General features: G+C 69.5%; 11 protein-coding genes. All 11 read right to left on the reverse strand.

What is annotated here, in order from left to right:
• Positions 1-205: 205 nt before the first annotated feature.
• On the reverse strand, positions 206-2,896 hold the full coding sequence (locus tag EV657_RS00215; RefSeq protein WP_243837449.1) for a methyl-accepting chemotaxis protein: 2,691 nt from the start codon (positions 2,894-2,896) through the stop codon (positions 206-208).
• Between the two features lie 63 nt (positions 2,897-2,959).
• Positions 2,960-4,123 carry an ABC transporter substrate-binding protein gene (locus EV657_RS00220; RefSeq protein WP_166673609.1) on the reverse strand — a complete coding sequence of 388 codons (1,164 nt, stop codon included), beginning with the start codon at positions 4,121-4,123 and terminating at the stop codon, positions 2,960-2,962.
• Positions 4,124-4,277: 154 nt separating this feature from the next.
• Positions 4,278-5,837 carry a formylglycine-generating enzyme family protein gene (locus EV657_RS00225; RefSeq protein WP_134076783.1) on the reverse strand — a complete coding sequence of 520 codons (1,560 nt, stop codon included), beginning with the start codon at positions 5,835-5,837 and terminating at the stop codon, positions 4,278-4,280.
• Positions 5,834-7,033, reverse strand: coding sequence for an ABC transporter permease (locus tag EV657_RS00230; protein WP_134076784.1), 1,200 nt, complete (start codon positions 7,031-7,033; stop codon positions 5,834-5,836). Before EV657_RS00230 ends, EV657_RS00225 begins: the two co-directional genes overlap by 4 nt.
• A complete protein-coding gene (locus EV657_RS00235) occupies positions 7,030-7,773 on the reverse strand; it encodes an ABC transporter ATP-binding protein (protein WP_134076785.1) in 744 nt (247 codons plus the stop codon). Before EV657_RS00235 ends, EV657_RS00230 begins: the two co-directional genes overlap by 4 nt.
• 4 nt (positions 7,774-7,777) lie before the next feature.
• The gene (locus EV657_RS00240) at positions 7,778-9,700 is read right to left on the reverse strand and encodes a vWA domain-containing protein (protein ID WP_208323195.1); all 1,923 of its coding nucleotides are present in this window, start codon (positions 9,698-9,700) and stop codon (positions 7,778-7,780) included.
• Positions 9,697-10,719 carry a hypothetical protein gene (locus EV657_RS00245; RefSeq protein ID WP_113668292.1) on the reverse strand — a complete coding sequence of 341 codons (1,023 nt, stop codon included), beginning with the start codon at positions 10,717-10,719 and terminating at the stop codon, positions 9,697-9,699. Before EV657_RS00245 ends, EV657_RS00240 begins: the two co-directional genes overlap by 4 nt.
• Before the next feature lie 3 nt (positions 10,720-10,722).
• Positions 10,723-13,425: a virulence factor SrfC family protein gene (locus EV657_RS00250; protein WP_134076786.1), complete on the reverse strand. Its 2,703-nt coding sequence runs from the start codon at positions 13,423-13,425 to the stop codon at positions 10,723-10,725.
• A gap of 9 nt (positions 13,426-13,434) precedes the next feature.
• A complete protein-coding gene (locus EV657_RS00255) occupies positions 13,435-16,551 on the reverse strand; it encodes a virulence factor SrfB (RefSeq protein ID WP_134076787.1) in 3,117 nt (1,038 codons plus the stop codon).
• Positions 16,548-17,813, reverse strand: a complete 1,266-nt coding sequence (locus EV657_RS00260) for a hypothetical protein (RefSeq protein WP_134076788.1) — start codon at positions 17,811-17,813, stop codon at positions 16,548-16,550. Before EV657_RS00260 ends, EV657_RS00255 begins: the two co-directional genes overlap by 4 nt.
• A 10-nt stretch (positions 17,814-17,823) precedes the next feature.
• Positions 17,824-19,662, reverse strand: a complete 1,839-nt coding sequence (locus tag EV657_RS00265) for a trypsin-like peptidase domain-containing protein (protein WP_134076789.1) — start codon at positions 19,660-19,662, stop codon at positions 17,824-17,826.
• Between the last annotated feature and the right edge of the window lie 2 nt (positions 19,663-19,664).

A 19,664-nucleotide genomic window follows, 5' to 3' on the forward strand; every position in this document is an offset into this window, starting at 1 on the left:
TTGGCCTGCCGGTCAGCGCGAGGCTCGTCGCGAACGACACCACCACCCGGGACCCGATCCTCTTGTGCAGGATCCGATACGGGGTATGGCGCCCGTCGCCCCAGATCCTGCGGCGGAAACGGGCAGGTCGCGACGCAGGTCCCGCCACGGCATTTCATATCACGGGTCGTCCGGGCCGCCGCTTTGGGCGGCGGCCCGAAATGGTTCAGAAGTCGGCCCAGCCGGTTCCGGCCGCCGCGCGGCGCGGGGCCTCGTTTGCGGGACCGCTGGCCCAATCCGGTTCGGCATTGGCCGGCGATGAAAGCGACGCGCCGCCCTGATCCAGCCGGAACCGCGCGACAAGGTCGGCCATGGTGGTCGCCTCTTCGCGCAATTGCATGCTGGCGGCGGTCGCTTCCTCGACCATGGCGGCGTTCTGCTGGGTCACCTGATCGAGCTGCGCCGTGCCCGCGTTGATCTCGGCGATGCCGACCGACTGTTCGCGCGCGCCCGTGGCGATGGCGTCGACCAGTTCGGCAATATTGCCGATCCGCGCCGCCATGTCGGTCAGCACCTCGCCGGTGCGGTTCACCAGCGTCACGCCGGATGCGACATGGTCGGTGCTGGCCGCGATCAGGCCCTTGATTTCTTTGGCCGCGTCAGACGAGCGCTGGGCGAGCGCCCGCACCTCGGAGGCAACAACGGCAAAGCCCCGGCCCGCCTCGCCCGCCCGCGCCGCCTCGACGCCCGCGTTCAGCGCCAGAAGGTTGGTCTGGAAGGCGATGTCGTCGATCACCCCGATGATCTGGGAAATCGAATCCGACGAATCCTTGATGCCGGTCATCGCCGCCACGGCCTCGACCACCACCGTGTTGCTTTGCTCGGCCTGGTCATGGGCCTCCTTGACCACGCGGTCGACTTCGGCCGCGCCTTCGGCGGCCGCGCGCACGCTGGCGGTCAGCTGGTCGAGCGCCGCTGCGGTTTCCTCAAGCGTGGCGGCCTGATTCTCGGTCCGGCGCGACAGGTCGTCCGACGAGGCGCCCATCTCGGCCGCCCGCGACCGGATCGCGGTTGCATTGAGCGCGATGGTCGCCATCATGTCGTTGAGTGTGGCGAGGGTCGCGTTGAAACCGGCCCGCAGCGCCTCGTAATCGGGCGGGAAGGGGGTCGAAAGGGTCCGGGTGAGATCGCCCGCCGCCAGCGCCTGCAAGCCGCCGGCCAATTCCCTGACCATGGCCTTCTGCTCGTCGGCGCGGCGCCGTTCCTCGGCTTCGGCCTCGCGTTCATGGGCGCGCAGCCGCTCACGTTCGGCGAGGTTGTCGCGGAAGACCAGAAGCGCGCCGGCGAGCCGCGCGACTTCGCCGCCAAAAAGCCGGAAACCCGGAATTTCGGTCATCTCGCCCCGGGCCAGGCGGTCGGTGATGCCGGTCAGCCGTCCGATCGGCCAGACGATCAGCGCCCAGGACAGCACGATGGCCAGCACTGCGACGGTGCCGCTGGCGACGGCCAGCATCATCAGCCGGTCGCGCGCCTCACCCGCCTGAAGCAGGATGGCATCGCCCGCCTCATGTGCATTGGCGATGGCCTCTTCGCTGGTGAGCCGGACGGCCGCCGCGATCTCGCCAAGCCGGTCATTGGCGGTCAGGGACCGGTCTTCGGCCTGGTCCTGGGCATCGAGAAGCGCCAGACGGGTGGCCACGATGCCGGTCTCGGCCGAGGTTTCGCCCGCGATCCGGGCGATCAACTCTTGCAGGTCGTCGGGCACGTAGCTGCGGGCGACCACCGCCTCGAGTTCGGCGACAAGCCCATCGAGCGTGTCCTGGATCTTCGCCGCCTCGTCGACATCCTGGGCGATGGCCCCGAGGAAGGCGGTCGCGATCAGTTTCTCGACCGACAGGCCGATATCGGCGGTGTCGCGGATCTGCTGCACCTCGTTGGTCAGAAGCCGCTCGATCGCCTCGCCGTTGAACTGGGCCGCATCGCGCGCGCCGGTCATCAGGTCGAAGGTCAGGTCGTCCATCGCGCCGCTCAGGGCCTTCTCGCTGGTTTCGCGTTGTTCCAGGACCAGTTCGGTCAACCCCTTGCGCAGGCGGAAGCCGCGCCGGGCGAGCTTTTCGAAGGACTCGTGCGTCTCGACCAGGGCGGGCAGGTAGTCCTCGACCGTCTGCATCTCGGCGAGGCGGCCGAGCGCCACGTCGAGGGCGTTGAGGCTGGTATCGGCCATGTCGCGCATGATCGCGGTATAGGCGGCATCCTCGGACTTCGAGATCGCCAGCGCTAAGCCGCCCAGAAAGTTGATTTCGGCGCGGACCTTCAGGATCAGGGTTGCCGCGACGAAGTCGGTGCCAACCAGATGGTCGAGGGTGGAGGTGACGGTTTCGCCGGTCTGCTGGCCGGCAAGCGTCATGTCATAGGCCGCGTCGTCGCTGAGCTGAAAGAGCCGGGCGCGGGTCTCTTCGGCCAGGCGCGTGAAGCTGACCACCTGGCCGGTCATCCGGTCGCTGCTGTCGAAGCGAAGCCCCAGCGCCGCGCGCATCTCGTGCGCCGCCGCATCGAGACTGTTCAGCATCGGGTGAAGATCGCGCGCGACCTCGGGCGAAAGGTTGTCGATCGACCGGCCGAGGTCTTCCTCGCGCGCCTTCAGCGCGGCGAAGGAAACGTCGACGGCGGCGGGACTGCCCGCCAACAGCATGCCGGTCAGCGCGCCGCGGATCTCGCCCGTATTCTCGATCACCGAGACGCTGTCCTTGATGCCGGGCAGCTGTTCGCCCAGCAGACGGTCGAGCGCACCCGACATCGCGGCGAACACCATGAGGCTGATCGCGATCGCGCCGCCCGTCATGGCGCCCATGGCGAGGAAGCCGGTCGCGACCTTGAGCGCTATGCTTCCGAACACTCTTGAAATGAAACTCGCCATCGTATCCTCCGGCGTGCGAAAGTCCTCTTTGCCCTGCGGATCCCTTCGGCCCCGCGGGGCATGTCACGTCCCCGAGGGAGCGGTCCCTGCGGGGACGAGGGTGCCATCCCCGGTCAGGCGGTAGATCCCGACCGCATCAAGCCCCTGCCGGTCGCCTGGGCCGAAGCGCAGCACGAGACCGCCAAGATCGATGTCGCCAAGCCGGTCGAGCGCCTCGGCAAGCTTGTCGCGCGTGGGCTCTGCCCCTGCCTCGCGCAGGGCCTCGATGGCCAGCCGGCCCGACAGATACCCCTCGAACGACCCGAAGCCGGGCGTCGCCTCGGGCAGCGCCGCCTTCAGCGCGGCGCGGTAGTCCGAAGCCACCGGCAGATCCGTGTCGAAGGGCGAGGGCACGGCCTCGCTGAACAATGTCCCGGCCGCGTCCGCCCCGGCCTCGGCCGCGAGCGTCGCGGGATCGACGGTCGACAGCGCCAGATACCGGGTCTCAAGGCCCAGCTCGCGTGCGATGCCCATCATGCGTGCGGCGGGACCCGCACTGGCGACCAGGATCACCGCGTCGGGCGCCGCATCGGCCAGCATCAGTGCGGCGACCTTGACCGCCACGGTGTTGCGCGTGTAGCGCCCCTCGGCGACCATTTCGAGATCGCGCCGGGCCAGCGCCCGGATCACCCCGTCGCGCCCGGCGGCCCCGAAATAGTCGTCCTGATAGAAGACCGCGATCCGTTTCAGCCCGATCCGGTCGACCAGTTCGGCCACGGCGGCCTCGGTCTCCTGATCGTAGCTCGGGCGCAGGTTCAACACCCGTCCGGCCGTTTCTGCCCGGGCGAAATCGGCGCCGGTGAAGGGCGCGATCATCGGCATGCCCGAGCGATTCGCGACCGGCAGCACCGCTTTCAGTGTCGCGGTGCCCACCTGGCCGATGAAGGCCGCATGGGTGTCGCCCTCGGCCACATCGCGGGCCAGCACGATCGCCCGACCGGGTTCGTAATGATCGTCGAAGGTGTCGAGCAGAAGCTTGCGGCCGCGCACACCGCCTGCGCGGTTGACTTCATCGAAGGCGGCCAGAAGGCCGTCGCGGATGTCGGCGCCCATATCGCCCGACGGCCCCTCGGTCGTGGCGAGCTGGGCGAAGCGGACGGAATCGCGGTCGATGCCCCCGGCGGCCCGGCCGGGGGTCGGCGGGCAGGCAAGGACGAGCATGAGCAGCAGGAAGGAAACGGCGCGCATCGGACACCCGGTTTCGTGAGCAATTCCGAAATGCGATACCGTTCGGGGTCTTAACATTCAGTTCAAAGGGGGGCCCCCGACACCAATACATGCGGCGGGAACTGCGCTTTTCCCGCGGCCCGACGTCGCACCGGGCAGGTCGCTCCGGTTGCGTTCAGCGAGAGAGCACCAGCGCGTGCAATTCGTCCTCGGACATGTCGGGATGATCGCGGTAGGCGTCGAGCACTGCCGAGAATCGGGTCAGGTTGTCGAGGATCTGGCGTTGCGACGAGGCCGAAAGCTCGCCCTGCAAAAGCCGCAACGCATCGCCGGTCACTTGAGAATCGGCGCCTTCGGTAAGGGATTCGACCGCCGAGCGCAGCGACAGCAGGTAGGTTTTCTGTACCTCGCGCAGGGTGGCGAGCTTGGTCATCAGCTGGGCACCCGCGCCCCGCAGGGCTGTGCATTGCTCGGGGCGGCTGCACAGCCGGGTCTGGTCGGCGATGCCGATCAGTTCGCTGCTCATCCGTGCTTCTTCCTGGCGGCCCGCAAGCATCGCGCCGACCAGAACCGCGCCGTTCAGAAGGTTCGACTTGGCAGCCTCGCCGAAGGCCGCGGTCGCTTCCTCGGCCGAACGGCGGACCTCGAGTTGCAATTCCTGCAACGCGGCCTTCCGGCGGGGGTCGATTTCCTCGTCGATCATTTCGGTCAGCGTACCCAGCGGGGTCTGGTTGGCCCCGCCGCGGCCCGTATCTTCGGTTCGCGCGATCCAGCCCGCCTTGATCTCGCGCAGGACCGGGTCGGACCAGGCGACGCTTCGGCTGAGCACCAGCCGCAGACCGAAGGTCTCGCCTGCCGTCGCGCTGCCGTCCGAGGCGCTGTAAAGCGGGTATTCGGTGCGCTCGGCCGAATAGACCTGCGCGGGCGCCGACAGGACCGAGCCGCCGCGTGTGACCAGCCCGCCCGCCTGGCCATGCTCGCGCCCGACCGCGTTCAGCCGGTAGGGCTCCAGCATCAGTTCCTCGGCATTGCCGTAGATGTCGTAAAGCCCCAGCGGGTTGGGCCTCGTCAGCCCCACGGGCAGCAGCGCGCCGCGCGCCGAGCCCACCACCTTGGCATAATCGAACAGATCGCCCTCGCCGAAGAAGCGCCGCGAGGGAAAGACCGTGGGGTCGACGGCCGCTCCGCCGCGGGCGGCGAATTCCCATTCGGTCTCGGTCGGCAGCCGCAGATAGGCCCGGCCGTCGGTTTCGGGCGGCAGCGCGTCGCGGGCCTCGGCCAGCAGCCACTCGGAATAAAGCTGTGACAGCTCGACCGCGCGAAACCACGAGAGCCCCCCCAGCGCGGTCCGGTCAATCCGTTTGGGCAGGCTGCAATCGCCCATGAGCGCCCGGCCCTGGGCGCGGGTCATCTCGTAGCGGGCGATGTAATAGACGCTGTCGCCCGGGGCGGGGCCGGGGAAGGCGCCGCGCAGATAGGCGGTGCGCAGATAGTCGGAATAGCCGGTCTCGGGGTCGGACTGGCCTACCCGGATCCGGCGGTCGGCCAGCGGGTCGTCGGCCTCGACCGGGACCACGACGCGCTGAAAGGCCATCGCCCCGCCGCAGGGCATCGGCAGGATCAGGTCGGCAGACGCGGTCGCACCGCCCGGATCGTACTGGTCCCTGTCCCAGGTGACCCCGGCTGCGGCGGGCGCGGCCAGCAGAAGCGACAGGGCAAGGGCCGCAGCTTTCATGTCTCTTCCCTCAGGACGGTGGCCGGGTCGGTTGCCAGCGCCGCCCGCGCCGCCGCCAGCGAGGCGCAGCCGACGAAGGCGATCACGGCCGCCGCGATGGCCAAGGCTTCGGCGGGCGACACCGAGACCAGCCCGCCGCGCTCGGTCAGCCCGGTCTCGAACAGCCGCTCGGCCAGCGCGGCGGTCAGGCGGAACAGCAGGAAGGACACGCAAAGCCCCAGAACGGCTGTGACCAGCGCCTGCACCACCGGGAACAGCGACAGCTGCCATTGCGGCAGGCCCAAGAGCCCCAGATTGGCCAGCGTCCGGCGCGTGCGCACGACCTCGCCCCAGAAGCCGAAGATCAGCGAGGCGGCAAGCCCCGCCGCCGCCACGGCCACGGTCAGCGCCAGCGCCAGCCCCAGATTGCGCCCGAGCGTCAGCACCGAGGTCACTTCGGCGGTGCGCGCCAGCGTCCGAACGCCAAAGCGGGTTTCCAGCCGGTCCTGCAAGGGCGCCAGCCGGTCGAGCGCGGCCGCATAGACCCGCATCCCCTCGAAGCTTCCGGCACGGTCGGCCAAGGGCTTGCCGCTGTCGATGCCGTGCTCGGGCAGGGCGTAGCCGTCATAGAAGGCCTCGATCAGGTCGAGCAGGCCGATATCGGCCATCACCACCCGCCCGTCGAGCCGCCCCGGGGGCAGCACACCCGCAACCCGCGCGTTCAGCACCAGCTGACGCGGCCGGTTTTCGGCCTGGGTGAAGATCTCGACCCCATCGCCCGCAGACAGTCCGAGTTGAGTGGCCAGCGCAGGCGAGACCGCGACCTCGTCGGGCCCCAGCCCGGGCAGCGGCGCGATCATCGGATCGCCCGTGCCGGAGGGCGCGATCAGCGCCTCCTGCCGCCCGCGCCCGCCGGTCGCACGGACGTTCACGTAATCGAAGAGGCTGCGGGTCTTGAGCGTGGCAAAGCGCACATCCTCCCAGCCCTGCACCTCGGCCAGATCGGCGGGGGTGAAGCTCTGGTTGCCCGCGGTGTCGATCTGCAGCGTCGCAGGGTTTGCCATCAGATCGCCGATCAGCGCGTCATAGACCCCGTTCCGCACCCCATAAAGCACCAGCAGCGGCACGATCACGCCGGCCAGCACCGCGACATTGCAAAAGACAAAGATCCAGTCGCGGAAAAGCGCCCGAAGCGCGAGTGTGACCAGCAGTGTCATGCCGCCTCCGGCCCGTCTTCTGCGGCGACCAGGCGGCTGACCGGGCGGCCCGGTGCATGGTCGGGGTCAAGCGCCAGCCGGTAGCGGGTAAGCGCAAAGCGGCCAAGCAGGTCCAGATCGTGCGACGAGACGATCACCGCGCTGCCGGTGCGCCCGGCGGCCTCGAACAGAAGCGTCATCGCCTCGGCGGCGTTTTCCGGGTCGAGCGCCGCGGTCGGTTCATCCGCGATCACGAAGCGCGGCCGGTGTGCCAGTGCCCGGGCGATGGCCGCGCGCTGGCGCTGGCCGATCGACAGCCGTTCGGGACGCAGCCCCGCGACCGGGCCAAGCCCGAGCCGGTCGATCAGGTCGCGGACCAGACCGGGGTCGGGACGGCCGCAGATCCGCTGGGGCAGTGCGACATTCTCGGAAAGCGTCAGGAAGGGCAAAAGCCCGCCCGTTTGCGGCACGAAACCGAAAAGCCGCCCGCGCAGACGCGCGATCCGGCCCCGCCGGGTCCAGAGTGCTGTCAGATCGCGCTCTGGCGCATCGCCCGGGCAGAGCCGGTAGACCCCGCCCGCATCGGGCACGCGCAAGAGGCCCAGAAGTTCCAGCAACAGCGTCTTGCCGGTGCCGCTGGGTCCCGTCAGGCCGACGGTCTCGCCCGCGGCAATGGAAAGCTCCGGCACCCGCAACGCGAAGCCCCGGTCGCCATCGGCAAGCGAGACCCCGAGATCGCGGAGGACAAGCGCGTCCGCCATCGGCTCAGGGCAGGATGTCGAAGGGCATGGCGAAGACCTGCTCGCCATCGGGCGCACCCTCGTAAAGCGCGGTCCAGACGGACGGGTCGTACAGCCATTTGCGATATTGGGTCAGCTTCTGGCGCATGCCGTCGATGATCTCGCGCCGGACCATCGGCCCCGACATCCAGCGGGTTTCGTCGGTTTGCAGAAGCTGGCTGCGATAGGGCAGCCGCTCGAGGTATTCGAGCGCGCCGCCGAGGCTGTCGGCATCGGTCGCGACCAGCCGGTCGGGGTTCTGGGCCATCTGCGCGATGACGCCGCGCACCTGCCGGAAGAAATCCCGCGCCTCGTCCTCGCCGCGCGTCGTCTCGGCGATCCGGGTCAGGTTGTCGAGCAGCTCCGCCATGGTCGCCATCTCGTTCTTGGTGACCAGCAGCCGCGGCTCGATGGCCAGCGCCTGCGGCTTTTCGGCCGCTCGTTCGGTCACCCAGCTTTCGAAGACATCGGGCGCGCGGGTGCCCTCGCGCGTGCCCAGCCAGGCCAGTTGCAGCGCGTGGCCGAGGAACTCCAGATCGTCGTCGCGGTCCTCGGGGGCCTGCACCCGGGCCTGCCCCAGGGCCATCCGCACATGATCGGTCAGGGCCGTGACCAGCAACGTCACGGTATCCTCGAAAGCCTGTTCCGAGCCGCCCTCGATGGGGTAGTAGAACTGCCGCCCGGCAAAGCGCGACAGCTGCCGGTAGCGGTCGGCGGCATAATCGTGATTGGCGGCCCCGGCATCGGTCTTGAGGTGCAGCGTCATGATGACGATGTTGCGGTCCTCGGCATCGCGCTGGATCTCGACCGGGCCGATTTCCGACCGGGCATTGGGATCGCGCGGGTCCTTGGGGCCGGCATCGGTCACGAGGATGATGTAGCGCGCGTCGAACGGGTCGCCCGAGGCCGTCTGGTCCCAGTCGGTCTGGCGGATCGCGTCCTCGACCCCGGCCAGACTGTCCTCGTTGAAGCCCGGCGATGACACGGTCGCGGCGCGGGTGTTGTCGATTGCCTCCAGCACCGGCAGCTGGTTGATGCGGCGTGCCAGCGGGATCACCTGGCGGGTGCGGTAGTCGAGCCCCGGGGCGGCCTCTGGATTGTCGCGGAAGGCCTCGATGCCGAAATTGATCCGGTCGCCGATATCGGTGCCGTTGATGTCGAAGATGATCTTGGCCAGCGCCTTGCGGGTCAGCTCGATATAGGGCTGCATCGACTTGGTGGTGTCGAAGACGAAGACGACGCCGGTATCGAAGCTTCCGGCCGAGGACGAGGCCTCGGCCGCCGCCGCGGGCAATTCGTCCCGCAGCGGCACCGAGGCCACCTTCAGAAGCAGGTTCGGGTCATAGGTCATCGGGTGCAGGTCCTCGACGAAATCGAGGATCGGCAGGATGTAGAAGCGGTCGCGGATATTGACGAAATTCTCGGGCTCGATCGAGACGACGCCATCCTCGGGCGTCAGCATCCCGGTTTCGGCCTTCTCGATCAGCCGGGCCTGGGTGTCGACCAGCGCCTCGTCCTCCATGAAGCCGCGCAAGCCCCCTTCGGTCCTGAACATCAGCGACCGGGCGCGGTCGGCGGGGTTGGTGAAGGCCGCGACGATGTTCTGGTTCCAGTCGACCACGGTCTCGGTCTCGACCCAGCCCGCGGGGGCCGCGGCCGAGGACGGGCCGATCTGGACCCAGCCGTCCTGCCGGGCAAAGACGTAAAGCGGCTGGAAGGCCGGATAGCGGCTGGAAACCGGGCCGCCCGGCGCGTCGTGAAGCGCCGCCCCCGGCCGGGTCAGAACGCGCTGATAGACGGTCGAGGTGCCCTCGATCAGCAGGGGCCGGGCCAGCGCCGGTCCCGTCTGGATCAGGGCCAGCGACAGGGCGAAGGCGGACAGAGCCGGGCAAAGGCGGGCGCGGATCATGGACGGCAATACTCCTCGGCGGCGCTTCGCGACAGCGTGTCCGAGGCCGCGCGCAACTCGGGACAGAGACGGTCAAGACGGGCCCCGGCCTCGGCGCTGCCTGCGGCCCGTGCCCGGGCATAATAGTCGGCGGCTTTCGAGCCGCTGGGCGTCAGGCTTAGCCCGATCTCGGTCTCGACTGGGTCGTCATTGGCGCCTTCGTCGTAGATCTCGCCGAAAAGCAGCAGTGCCCCGGCGTCGCCCGCATCGGCCCCGGCCTCAAGGGCCGCCAGCGCCTGTTGCGGCGTCACCCGCGCCCCGCAACTGGTCATCAGCGCCCGGCCTTCGGCGAAGGGCAGACCGGCGAGCCCGGCCAGCGCCTCGGCGTCGCAGGGGTCGGGGGGCGGCGGAGGCGCGGGGGCTGTCTTGCGGGTCTCGGTGACGATCGGCGCGGGCGGCTGCATCAGGAACCAGGCCAGCGCACCGCCCGCGATCAGCAGCGCCAGCACCGACAGCCCGGCGATCAGCGGCAGGCGCGAGCGGGCTTTGGGGGCAGCGGTCCCGGTTGCGGTCTCGGTTGCGGTCTCGGTGGCGGTCCCGGGCGTTTCGGGTGTCCCGGGCGTCGGCGTCCCGGCGCCCGGCGCCTTGCCGGTCAGCGCCCCGGCCCCCCGCGCCGGAGCGGCGCGTGCTACGGCAAGCCCGCCGATCCGGGCGGCGCCCGGCATCGGGACCACGTCGTCGGGCCAGCTGATATCGGCCTCGACCCGGTTCACCCGGATCTTCAGCGCGGCATATTCCTCGATCCGGTTGACGATCTCGGGGCCGATCACCAGCGTCGCGCGGCCGCCGTCCTGCACCACCGGATAGGGTCCGAACTCGGCCCGGTCCGACTGCCAGCCGTCAATCCCGAGGAAGCGTTCCGAAAAGGCGTCGAAGACCGACACCGTGGCCTCGGTCTCGGGCAGCGCGTCGGACGCGGCCGACAGTTCGGCATAGCCCCCCGAGGGGCGGTGCGGATCGGGGCGGACCGTCAGGGCCATGGCCTATGCGCCTCCCGCGCCGAAATCGGCCAGGATCTCGCCCAGCCTGAGGTTCTGCGCGATATTGACCGTGCCCGCATCGGTGTCCTTGGCATTGGCGACGAACATCGCATCGAGCGCGAAGACCCAGTCGGTCCAGGTCTCTTCGGCAGTCGGGCGCGGCTCGGGCGGCAGGCCGTCGGCATCCTCGGCGCCGGGGCGGGGCGCGAAGACCGGGCGGCTGCCGCCCTCCGGAAGCTCGACCCGGGCGCGCTGGGCCTCGGGCAGGGCATCGGTGCCCAGCACCGAGACGAAGCGGTTGATATGCTCGGCACAGACGATGGCGGCGGGCTCGGCCTGCTTGTCGACGGTAAGCCCGAAGGCCATCGCCTTGAGCTGGGCGCGGGCCCGGTCGACCACGCCGATCCGCCGCAGCGCATGGGTCAGCTCGGCCGAGAGCGTCGCGACCGATCCGGGGCTCAGCCCGAAATGGCCCACCGTCTCGACATCCTCGCGGAAGCGCTTGAGCCCCTCGATCCAGACCTCGACCGCGCTTTCGGCCTGGAAGGTCTCGGCGGTCATGGTGCGGATGTCGGTGCCGTTGCCAGTGCCATTGCCATTGCCGGACTTGGGGGCGGCGGCGGGCGCCTCGGCCAGCGCCAGATCGGCGCCCGCGGCCCGTCCGGGGCGCAGCGGCCGTCCGGGGCGCGCGGGTGCGGCCGCGTGCGCGGTGTCGGCCGAGGGGCGGGCGATGGCCGCGCTCGAGACCGCCTGCGAGATCCGGATCGACGAGGGCACCCGCGAGATCCGGTCCTGCACCAGATCCTGATCGACCATCAGCGCCGCTAGCACCGCGCCGAAGCGATGCCGCTGCAGCGCGATTTCCAGTTCGTCGATGATCGCCGCCGCCGCCTCGCGCTTTTCCTCGACGCGCCGACCGATATCGTCCGAGACATGGAAGGGCGCCAGATCGGCGGCGAGATCGCCCGCCAGCTTGTCGAGCTGCACGCCGATCTGGCCGATCTTGCTGTCCGGGGTGCAGACCTCGGCCAGCCGCCCGATCAGGTAGCTGACGCCGCCATCGTTCAGCCCGAGTGCCGCGTCCCAGGCGGCGGCGGGATCGGCGAAATGGCGCTGGACGCTGGCGGCCTCCAGGCAGCCCGCGCGCAGCTCGGCCAGCCGCGCCTCCTTTTCGGGGCGGATGCGGATTTCGCGCTTGGCGTCGTCATAGTCGATCAGCCCGTCGACGAAGAAGTTGGGGTTGCGCAGCCAGTAGCAATTGTCGAAGGGCCGCCCCGGCGTCCAGCTGTCGACCCAGGGGTCCTTGCCCCGGCCGAATTTCTCCAGAAGCGAGGCCTGCATCCGGCGTTCGAACCGGGTTTCCTCGCCGCCGCCGGCAGCGCTTTCGCCCAGATGCTTGTCGAACTTGGTCAGAACGAAGAACAGGATGCAGCGGCTTGCCGCGCGCTGTTTCGCGCTGGCGCCATGGGTCATCGCGATCCAGTTTTCGACCAACCCCGGCAGGTCCAGCGTTTCCATATTGCTGTCCGGCACGCAGAGCAGCATCGAGGTGATTTCCTGGTGTTCGACATAGCGGTCGAAGAGATAGGCGACCTTGCCGCGCAGCAAGAGCTGGGTGACCGTCTTCTCGGGCTCGGCCAGGGTCTTCGACAGCGGCTGTTCGAACCGGTTGCGGGCGCCGGGGAAATCCAGCAGGTCGGTTTCGTCGAACAGGTCGTAGGGCCGGGTCTGCATCGGCATCACCAGCTCGGCCGCCAGCGCGCAGACCAGCGCGCGCGGCAACTCGACCCGGGCGCCCGAGGGCAGGCACAGCGGCAGGCTGTCGCCCGCCTCGCCGTAAAGCCCGTGCAGCGTCTTCACGTCGATGATCGAGGTCTCGCGCGGCGTCAGGGCGGCAAGGGGTGCGTGCACCTCTTCGGCATTCCAGATCTTCTGCAGCGCCTCGCCGAGTCGGATGTAAAGATCGGTGAGCGGCGCATGCCCGCCCCAGAGGATCGCGAAGAAGGCGGCCCGGTCGGCGACGGCCAGCTTCGGCGCGATCAGGGCGGCATCCTCCCAGAAGGTCTTGAGCCCGGCGGCATAGGCCGCGCGCCCGAAGCTGCGATTGACGTAATCGGCGATTTCCAGAACGTCCTCGTAACTGACCCCCGGCACCTCGGCGCCGCCCGCTTTCGCGCGGAAGGCGGCCAGATGCGCGGTGATCGCCTCGGGCTCGGGCACCGGTTCGGACTGGTCGCCATCCATGTAGAAGGAATTGACGATGGTGCGCGCGACATCGGCCTCGGACAGCAGCACCAGCCGGATCGGAAATCCCTCGGGGCAGGGCGCCTTGGTCATGGTGAAGCGGGTGACAAGCCCGGTCGATTCGCCTTCGCCCTCGGGATTGATCTCGCGGATATAGTCGAGCTGGCCGCCGGGCCCCTGGAAATCGGCCACCAGACGGCCGTCCTCGGGCCGCGCCAGCACCGAGACCAGGAAGGATTTCCCCGCCTGCGACGGGCCGAAGACGCTGACCGACATCTTGGTCCGTGCCGCGCGCCCCAGCTTCTGCGCCCGGCGCGCGCCCTTGCGCAAGGCCTGCACCAGCGACTTGCGCTCGAGCCCGACGGTTTCGGCATTCTCGGGGTCGGCCACCCAGTCAAGCGCCCGGCGGGCCGCGCCCTCGACCCGGGCGCATCGTTCGGCAAGCTGGTCCTTCGTCGTCATCCTGCCCCCTCAGTACCGGAACACGCCGGTGTCGATCCAGTATTCGTCGTCAAAGCCCAGCGTGTGCAGCTTCAGCACGACATCGCCATTCTTCATCCCGCCGCCGTCGCCATCCTCGACCTGTGTGATCTCGAACGCCTCGCGCAGCGCCTCGCGTCGCAGCTTGGCTTCTGAATCGTCGCGGTCGTCATCGTCGTAATCGGCCTTCTCGAAGGTGACCCTGATCGGCGTCGGCCGCCGCTGGGCATTCGGGTTGGCGAAGTCGAGCCGGAACAGCGGCGTCGTCGTCCAGCGTTCGATGGGCAATTGCCGCGAGCCGATATGGACGGGCGAGAACATGGCGACCGTGGCTTCCTGCGCGCCGCCCTTCGTATCGAGATCGAGTTCCGAGAACATCAGCTTTTCGTCGAGGATCTGGCCATTGTAATCCATCTCGCCCACGAACCGGGCGGTCGATTTCATCTGGAAGGCGCCGGTCGTGACCTTGAAGTTCGGGATCCGGCTTTCGGACAGCGCGATCAGCATGCCGCCCACCGCGACCGTGCTTTTCGGGTCGCCGATGCGCTGGGTGATCGGGTCGCGGAACGGGTACCAGCGCCCGGTCTTGTAGGTATGCATCGAGACCAGCCGATAGGGCGGCACCACCAGCAGTTCCTCGACGATGGACCGCACCGCCGGCAGCCGCGAGGGCCGACCCGTCAGCAGCACCACATCGACGCCCAGATGGTCGATGACCTCGGCCATGTTGCCCAGCACCTTCTGGAAGGCCTCGCGGGCGATGGCGTCGACATCCTCGCGCGAGGTGGTCAGCACCACATCGGCAAACCGCCAGTCCGGGGCGCCCACATCGCGCGCGGCCTGTTCGATATAGGCCAGGATCTCGGTCGAGATCAGCGGCTCGGCCGGGCCGGTCCGGGGCGGCGCCACGCCATCCTCGTCGGGTTCGGGCGCAGGCCGGGGCAGGCCCAGCGTTTCGGCCACCGACAGATCGAAGCGGTCGTATTCGGCGGCGGTCTCGGAATGGGTCAGGATCGCGACCGCCAGCGGCATCAGCGCGCGCAGCGCGAACTGGCGGCGTTTCTGCACCACTTGCTGGTCCTGCCCGCCGATATCGCCCGCGAAAAGCTCGCGCAGCTTCTCGCCGACATAGCGCCCGCCCGCAGCCTCGATCGAGGTTTGCAGACGCGGCAGCACGATGCCCGAGACCACGCGTTGCAGCATGTCGTCGCCCGCAACCCGAAAGCCCTCGCGGAAGGTCTGCACCGGGTGCAGCACGCGGTTGGCCTCGGACCAGTAGGTCGAGATCATCAGGTCCGTGGTGCCGCCGCCGATGTCGATGCAGGCGAGGCGCAGGCTGGGGCTGGGCGCGGCCTCGCCGGGGCGGACCCGGTCGCGGCCCTTCAGACGCAGGAAGGCGTCGATATTGCCGTCGAATTTCTGGGTGATCTCGCTGTAAAGATAGACCAGCTGGGTGCAGCTGGCCTCGTCCCATTCGACGGTGACGGCGGGCTTGGTCTTGTAGCGGTCCAGCGCCTCGTCCATGCCCAGCATCGCCCAGACCATCTTCAGCGCGCCCTCGGCGCGGCTGCGCATGATCGCCTGTTCCTGAACGGACGTCGCGGTGGGCAGGGTCAGGATGATGCGGTTCAGCCTGCGCGGCAGGTCCGACTGCGCCCGGCGCGACCGCGAGGCGGGGTCGTTGATCTGCACCAGCGCATGGCTGAAGATCTCGGCCAGCATGAAGCCGAAGAGCGAGGACCGCGAAAACCGAGGCCGGATCGCGCGGTCGGTCGGGGCCTTGCGCGGATGGCGCAGGCGCTGCTTCACCTCATGGCGGACCTGTTCGATCACATCGCCCGCCTCGTTCAGCTGCCGCATCGCCGCGCGCACCGATTTGGGCAGGTTGTTCGGGTCGAAATGGTTGTGGAAGCGCCAGTCCTGCTGGCGCGCCTCGTCATCCCAGAGATAGCGCTTGGGCGAGGACAGGCCCGACATGGTCTCGGTGCCCTCCTCGCGCTGGATGAGCCGCAGCGCCTCGGGGCCGACGCGCACGAAGCCCGGCCACATGAAGGCGTTCCGGCGCCCCGACCGGCTGGCGAAGCGGTCGTCGCCGAATTTCAGCTCGGCAAATTCGACGCGGCTTTCGAAAAGCCCCGAATAGTACAGCTCGGGCCGCGACAGGTCGCGGATCTCCAGCGGGAAGGACCGGACCAGATCGACCCGGGATTCCCCCGGGAACCGTTCGATCAGGATGCCGCAGGTGCGCGAATTGCCCACATCGAGCACCAGATCGACATCGACCGGCGTCACCGCGTCGCGTTCCGAGACGGTGTTGACGAAGCGGATCTTCGGGATCTTCACCGCCTGGTCGATGACTTGCAGACAGGCCAGATAGCGCGCCCAATGCTCGAACTGATGCGGCAGGGTGTCTTCCGAGATGTTGCGCCCGGGCCGTTCGGCCCGCTTGAAGGACAGGAACAGCTCCTTCAGCCAGTCCGACACCCAAAGCTGCGGGTCGCGCGGCTGGCCGTCCTCGCCCTCCTCGATCCGGCGCAGGAACCAGTCCATCTGGGCGGGGTCCGACACGAAGCGGAAATCGCGCGGATTTTCGGCATCGGCGATCTGGGGCGCCACGTAATGAATCGACTGATCCTGCGCGGTCAGCGCGGTATCAAGCGCGATCTGCACGCGGTGGGTATGGCCGGTCTCGGGGTCCGGGCGGGCCAGTTCCACCACCCGCATCCGCGCCCAGGTCGAGGGGCCGGGATCGAAGCGTTCCTCGCCCGCGGGGCCGCGTTCGGATTTCATCCGCAGGACCGGCACCGGCACCCATTTCGACAGGAAGGGTTCCAGCGCTGCGGCGGGGCGGACCGAATATTCATCGTCATCGGGCCTGGCGGCAGCTTCGAGCGGCGCGTCGAGGTCTTCGTTGCCGGTCAGCGGGATCAGCATCCGTTCTTCGGGCGCGTCATCGACGGTGCGCTCGATGAACCGCCAGGGGCGCGCGGTCAGCTTGTCGATGGCAAAGCCGAAATCCAGCATCTGGATGCCGGAAAAGGGCACCACGGTGATGTCCTCGTGCCAGTTCACGAGCGGCCGAAGCTGTTCCTTGCGGTCAGAGATCATGGCATTCCGGGATAGTTGATGGTGGTGGTCCAGCTTTCGCCCTGACGGCCGAGGGTGCCTTCTTCGATCCGCGACACGTCGCCATGGCGGATCAGCAGCTTGAAGCTGTCGGGACCGCGCGTGCGGTCCGAGAACAGGGTGACCGTGGCGCGGTAGCCGCCGGCGGCCGGACCGTTGAAATAGACGTTTTCGACCGGGTCGGGACGGATATCGTCGACATTGCTGTCGACATCCAGTCGGCCGTTGCAGACGTTCTTGGCACGATAGGAAATGCGGGCGCCGGTCGGGCAGGTGACCGCCAGGTCGATATCCGAGGCGCCGGTCCAGAACAGCGAGAAGTTCAGATCGCCCCGCGTCGCCCCCGCATCGTCGAGCGCGCGGTCATAGCGGCTTTCCTCGACGGGCGCGGCGGCCGGTGGCGGCGGAGGGGGGGCTGGCTGGCAGGCCCGGTCGGCAATGGCGATCTCGCGCTCGATCCGGTCGATCTGGTCCTGCAGGATCAGCGTGCTGGCATCGGCGGCCGAGGCCTCGGGCGGCGGCGCGGGGCAGAACGAGACACCCGCAAGCCCGCGCAATCCGCAGGCCGGGACCAGAAGCGCCACGATCGCGGCCAGCATCAGCGCGAGGATCAGCCAGCCGAGCCAGAGCAGCAGCGGCCAAAGCCCGATTCCGCCGCCCCGCGCCGCGACCGCAGCGGCGGCGCCGTCGGGCACCGTGCCGATCCCGGCGCCGGTGGCCGACGCCCCGGCCGCAGCCGCAGCGACCGGGGCGCGCGGCGGGGTCCGGGCCGCGCCGGTCAACTGCCCGCGCTCGGACCGCTGGCGGTCCCCGGTCCAGGCCCAGTTGACCAGAACCGGCTGCGGTGCAGGACCGTCTCCGATGGCATGGATGCAGTCCTCGCCCGGCACCTGCAGCGCATTCCGCAACGCCTCGGACAGCCGTTCGGCCGCAGGGCTCCCCTCGGCGCCGATCTCGTCGGCCAGCGCCCCGATATCCGCGCGCAGTGCCTCGAGCCTTTGCAGCAGTGCCCCGCGCTCTTCGGGGGTCAGCGCATCGAACCGCCGCACCCGGCCCGGCACCGGCGCGTACCAGTCGTAGCGGTCGCCCTGTTCGGTCGCCACCGGCTCGGCGAACAGCGCCGCGTGATCGGGGCCGAGCCGGTCGCGCACGGTATCGGCGATCAGTTCGTAGGACCGCTGTTCGCGGCTGCCCAGCGCGGTCAGCCCGGCCGACGAGGTGGTGACGATGAGCGCCTCGAACATCGCCGCCGTCCTATTCGCTGGGAGAGGAACGGAGGTTGAAGTTCGGCACCCCGGTCGAGGGCGCGGCCGCGCCTGCATCCTCCGGCGTGTCGGGTGTTGCGGGCGTCACCATCGGGCGCAGCAGTTGCGGCTGGCAGGGCCGGGTGACGGTCGCAGGTGTCAGCGCGGCGGATTCGAGGAAGGCCAGCAGATCGTCCGAAGAGAGCGCAAAGTTCAGATTGCGCAGCGCGCCCTGCCGCACGAAGGTGTTGACCCCCACGACCCGGCCGCACATGTCGACCAGCGGCCCGCCGGAATTGCCCTGCGAGATCGGCGCCGAATGCACGATGGCGGGCGTGCCCTGCGTCAGCACCTGTTCGGCATTGACGGTGCCGTCGGTGACCGCGAGGTCCGGCACCGGGTCGGTGCCGCCCCGCCAGTCGCCCAGCAGGTCGTCGGGATAGCCCGCCGCGATCACGCTTTGCAGCTTCAGCGAATGGTCGGGCTTCAGCAGGGTGAAATGGGGCGCATTCACCCCATGCACCCGCAACAGGGCGAAATCGCGCCCGGTGCTGCCGAAGGGGCCCGCGGTCTTGATGACCGTCACCGGATATTGCTGGCCAAGGCCGCGATTGGTGACGAAGATCCGGTCCTCGGGCGCGCCCTCGACCACATGGTTGTTGGTCACCACAAGGTCGGGGCCGACGAAGAAGCCCGATCCGCGCTCGGCCCGCACCTGCTGGCCGGGCTGGGTATCGGCATCGGCCATATAGCGCACGACCATCACCGTGCGCGCCTCGATCAGCTCCAGCAGCGAGGTCAGGTCCATCGCCGAGGCGCCGTCCGAGGGCACCTGCACCCGCGCCGGATCGGGCGGCAGGATCGGGCGCGGATCTGCGGCGGCGCGGCTGCCGGGGGCGTCGGCGGGGTTGCCGGGCTCGGGCGGCAGCAGCCCCTCGATGGTGCGTCCGTCGGGCATGGTCAGCGTCCCGTCGGGGCGGCATTGCGCGCCGTCCAGCGCGGCCTGCAGCCGCGCCAGCCGCTGTTCGAGCGAGGCGTTGATCTCGGCCACAGCGGCGGCGGCCTCGGCGCGGTCGATGGCCGGGTCGGGGGCGCGGGCCGGAAAGATCCGGGTGCCGGGCATGAGCAGCCAGGCCAGCGCGCCGCCCGCGATCAGAAGCAGGACCAGAAGCGGCACCCAGGCGATGGGGCCGGGCCAGACGCGCCGCGCGGGCTCGGGCGCGACCGGGTCGGGCGCGATGACGGCCCCGGCGGGACCGGCGCCAGAGACCGGAGGCGCCGCCTCGGCCCCGGCGGGCGCGGCATCGCCCCGGCGGGCCAGTGCCTCGGCGGCACTCAGCGGCGGGGCCCCGGCCAGCGGCAGGAACCGCCCCAGCGTCGCCGCGACATGGGCGCCCCGGGTGTCGGGGTCGCGGGCCATGCCGGGGGGCAGCATGCCCCAGTTCAGGATCACCGGCTGGCCGTCGACCACCCAGATATCGCCATCGGGATGGTTTGCCAGATGCAGCGCCGCGCCAAAGAGCGGCCCGTCCTCCGGATCGCCCAGATGGGCGCGGATGCCGCGCAGCCGTTCGCTCAGCGCCGCTTCGGCCCTGACCCGGTCGGCCTCGTCCAGCGCGCGAAGCGGCCGGCCTTCGCCGGGATGATCGGTGTACCAGGCGACGCTGGCCGGGGCGGAATCGTTGCCGCGGCTCAGCAGCGGCTCGGCAAACAGCGCGGCGGCCTCCGGCGAGACCCGCTCGCGCAGCGCCTGGGTCAGCGCGCCATGGCTTTCCAGCGCCAGCCCGCCGCCGATCTCGAGGCACTGGCTCAGCTCGATCTGGCACTTGGTCAGGAAATGCTCGGCCATGG

Origin of the sequence: Rhodovulum visakhapatnamense (genome assembly GCF_004365965.1) — a bacterium.
In the GTDB taxonomy this organism is placed as follows: domain Bacteria; phylum Pseudomonadota; class Alphaproteobacteria; order Rhodobacterales; family Rhodobacteraceae; genus Rhodovulum; species Rhodovulum visakhapatnamense.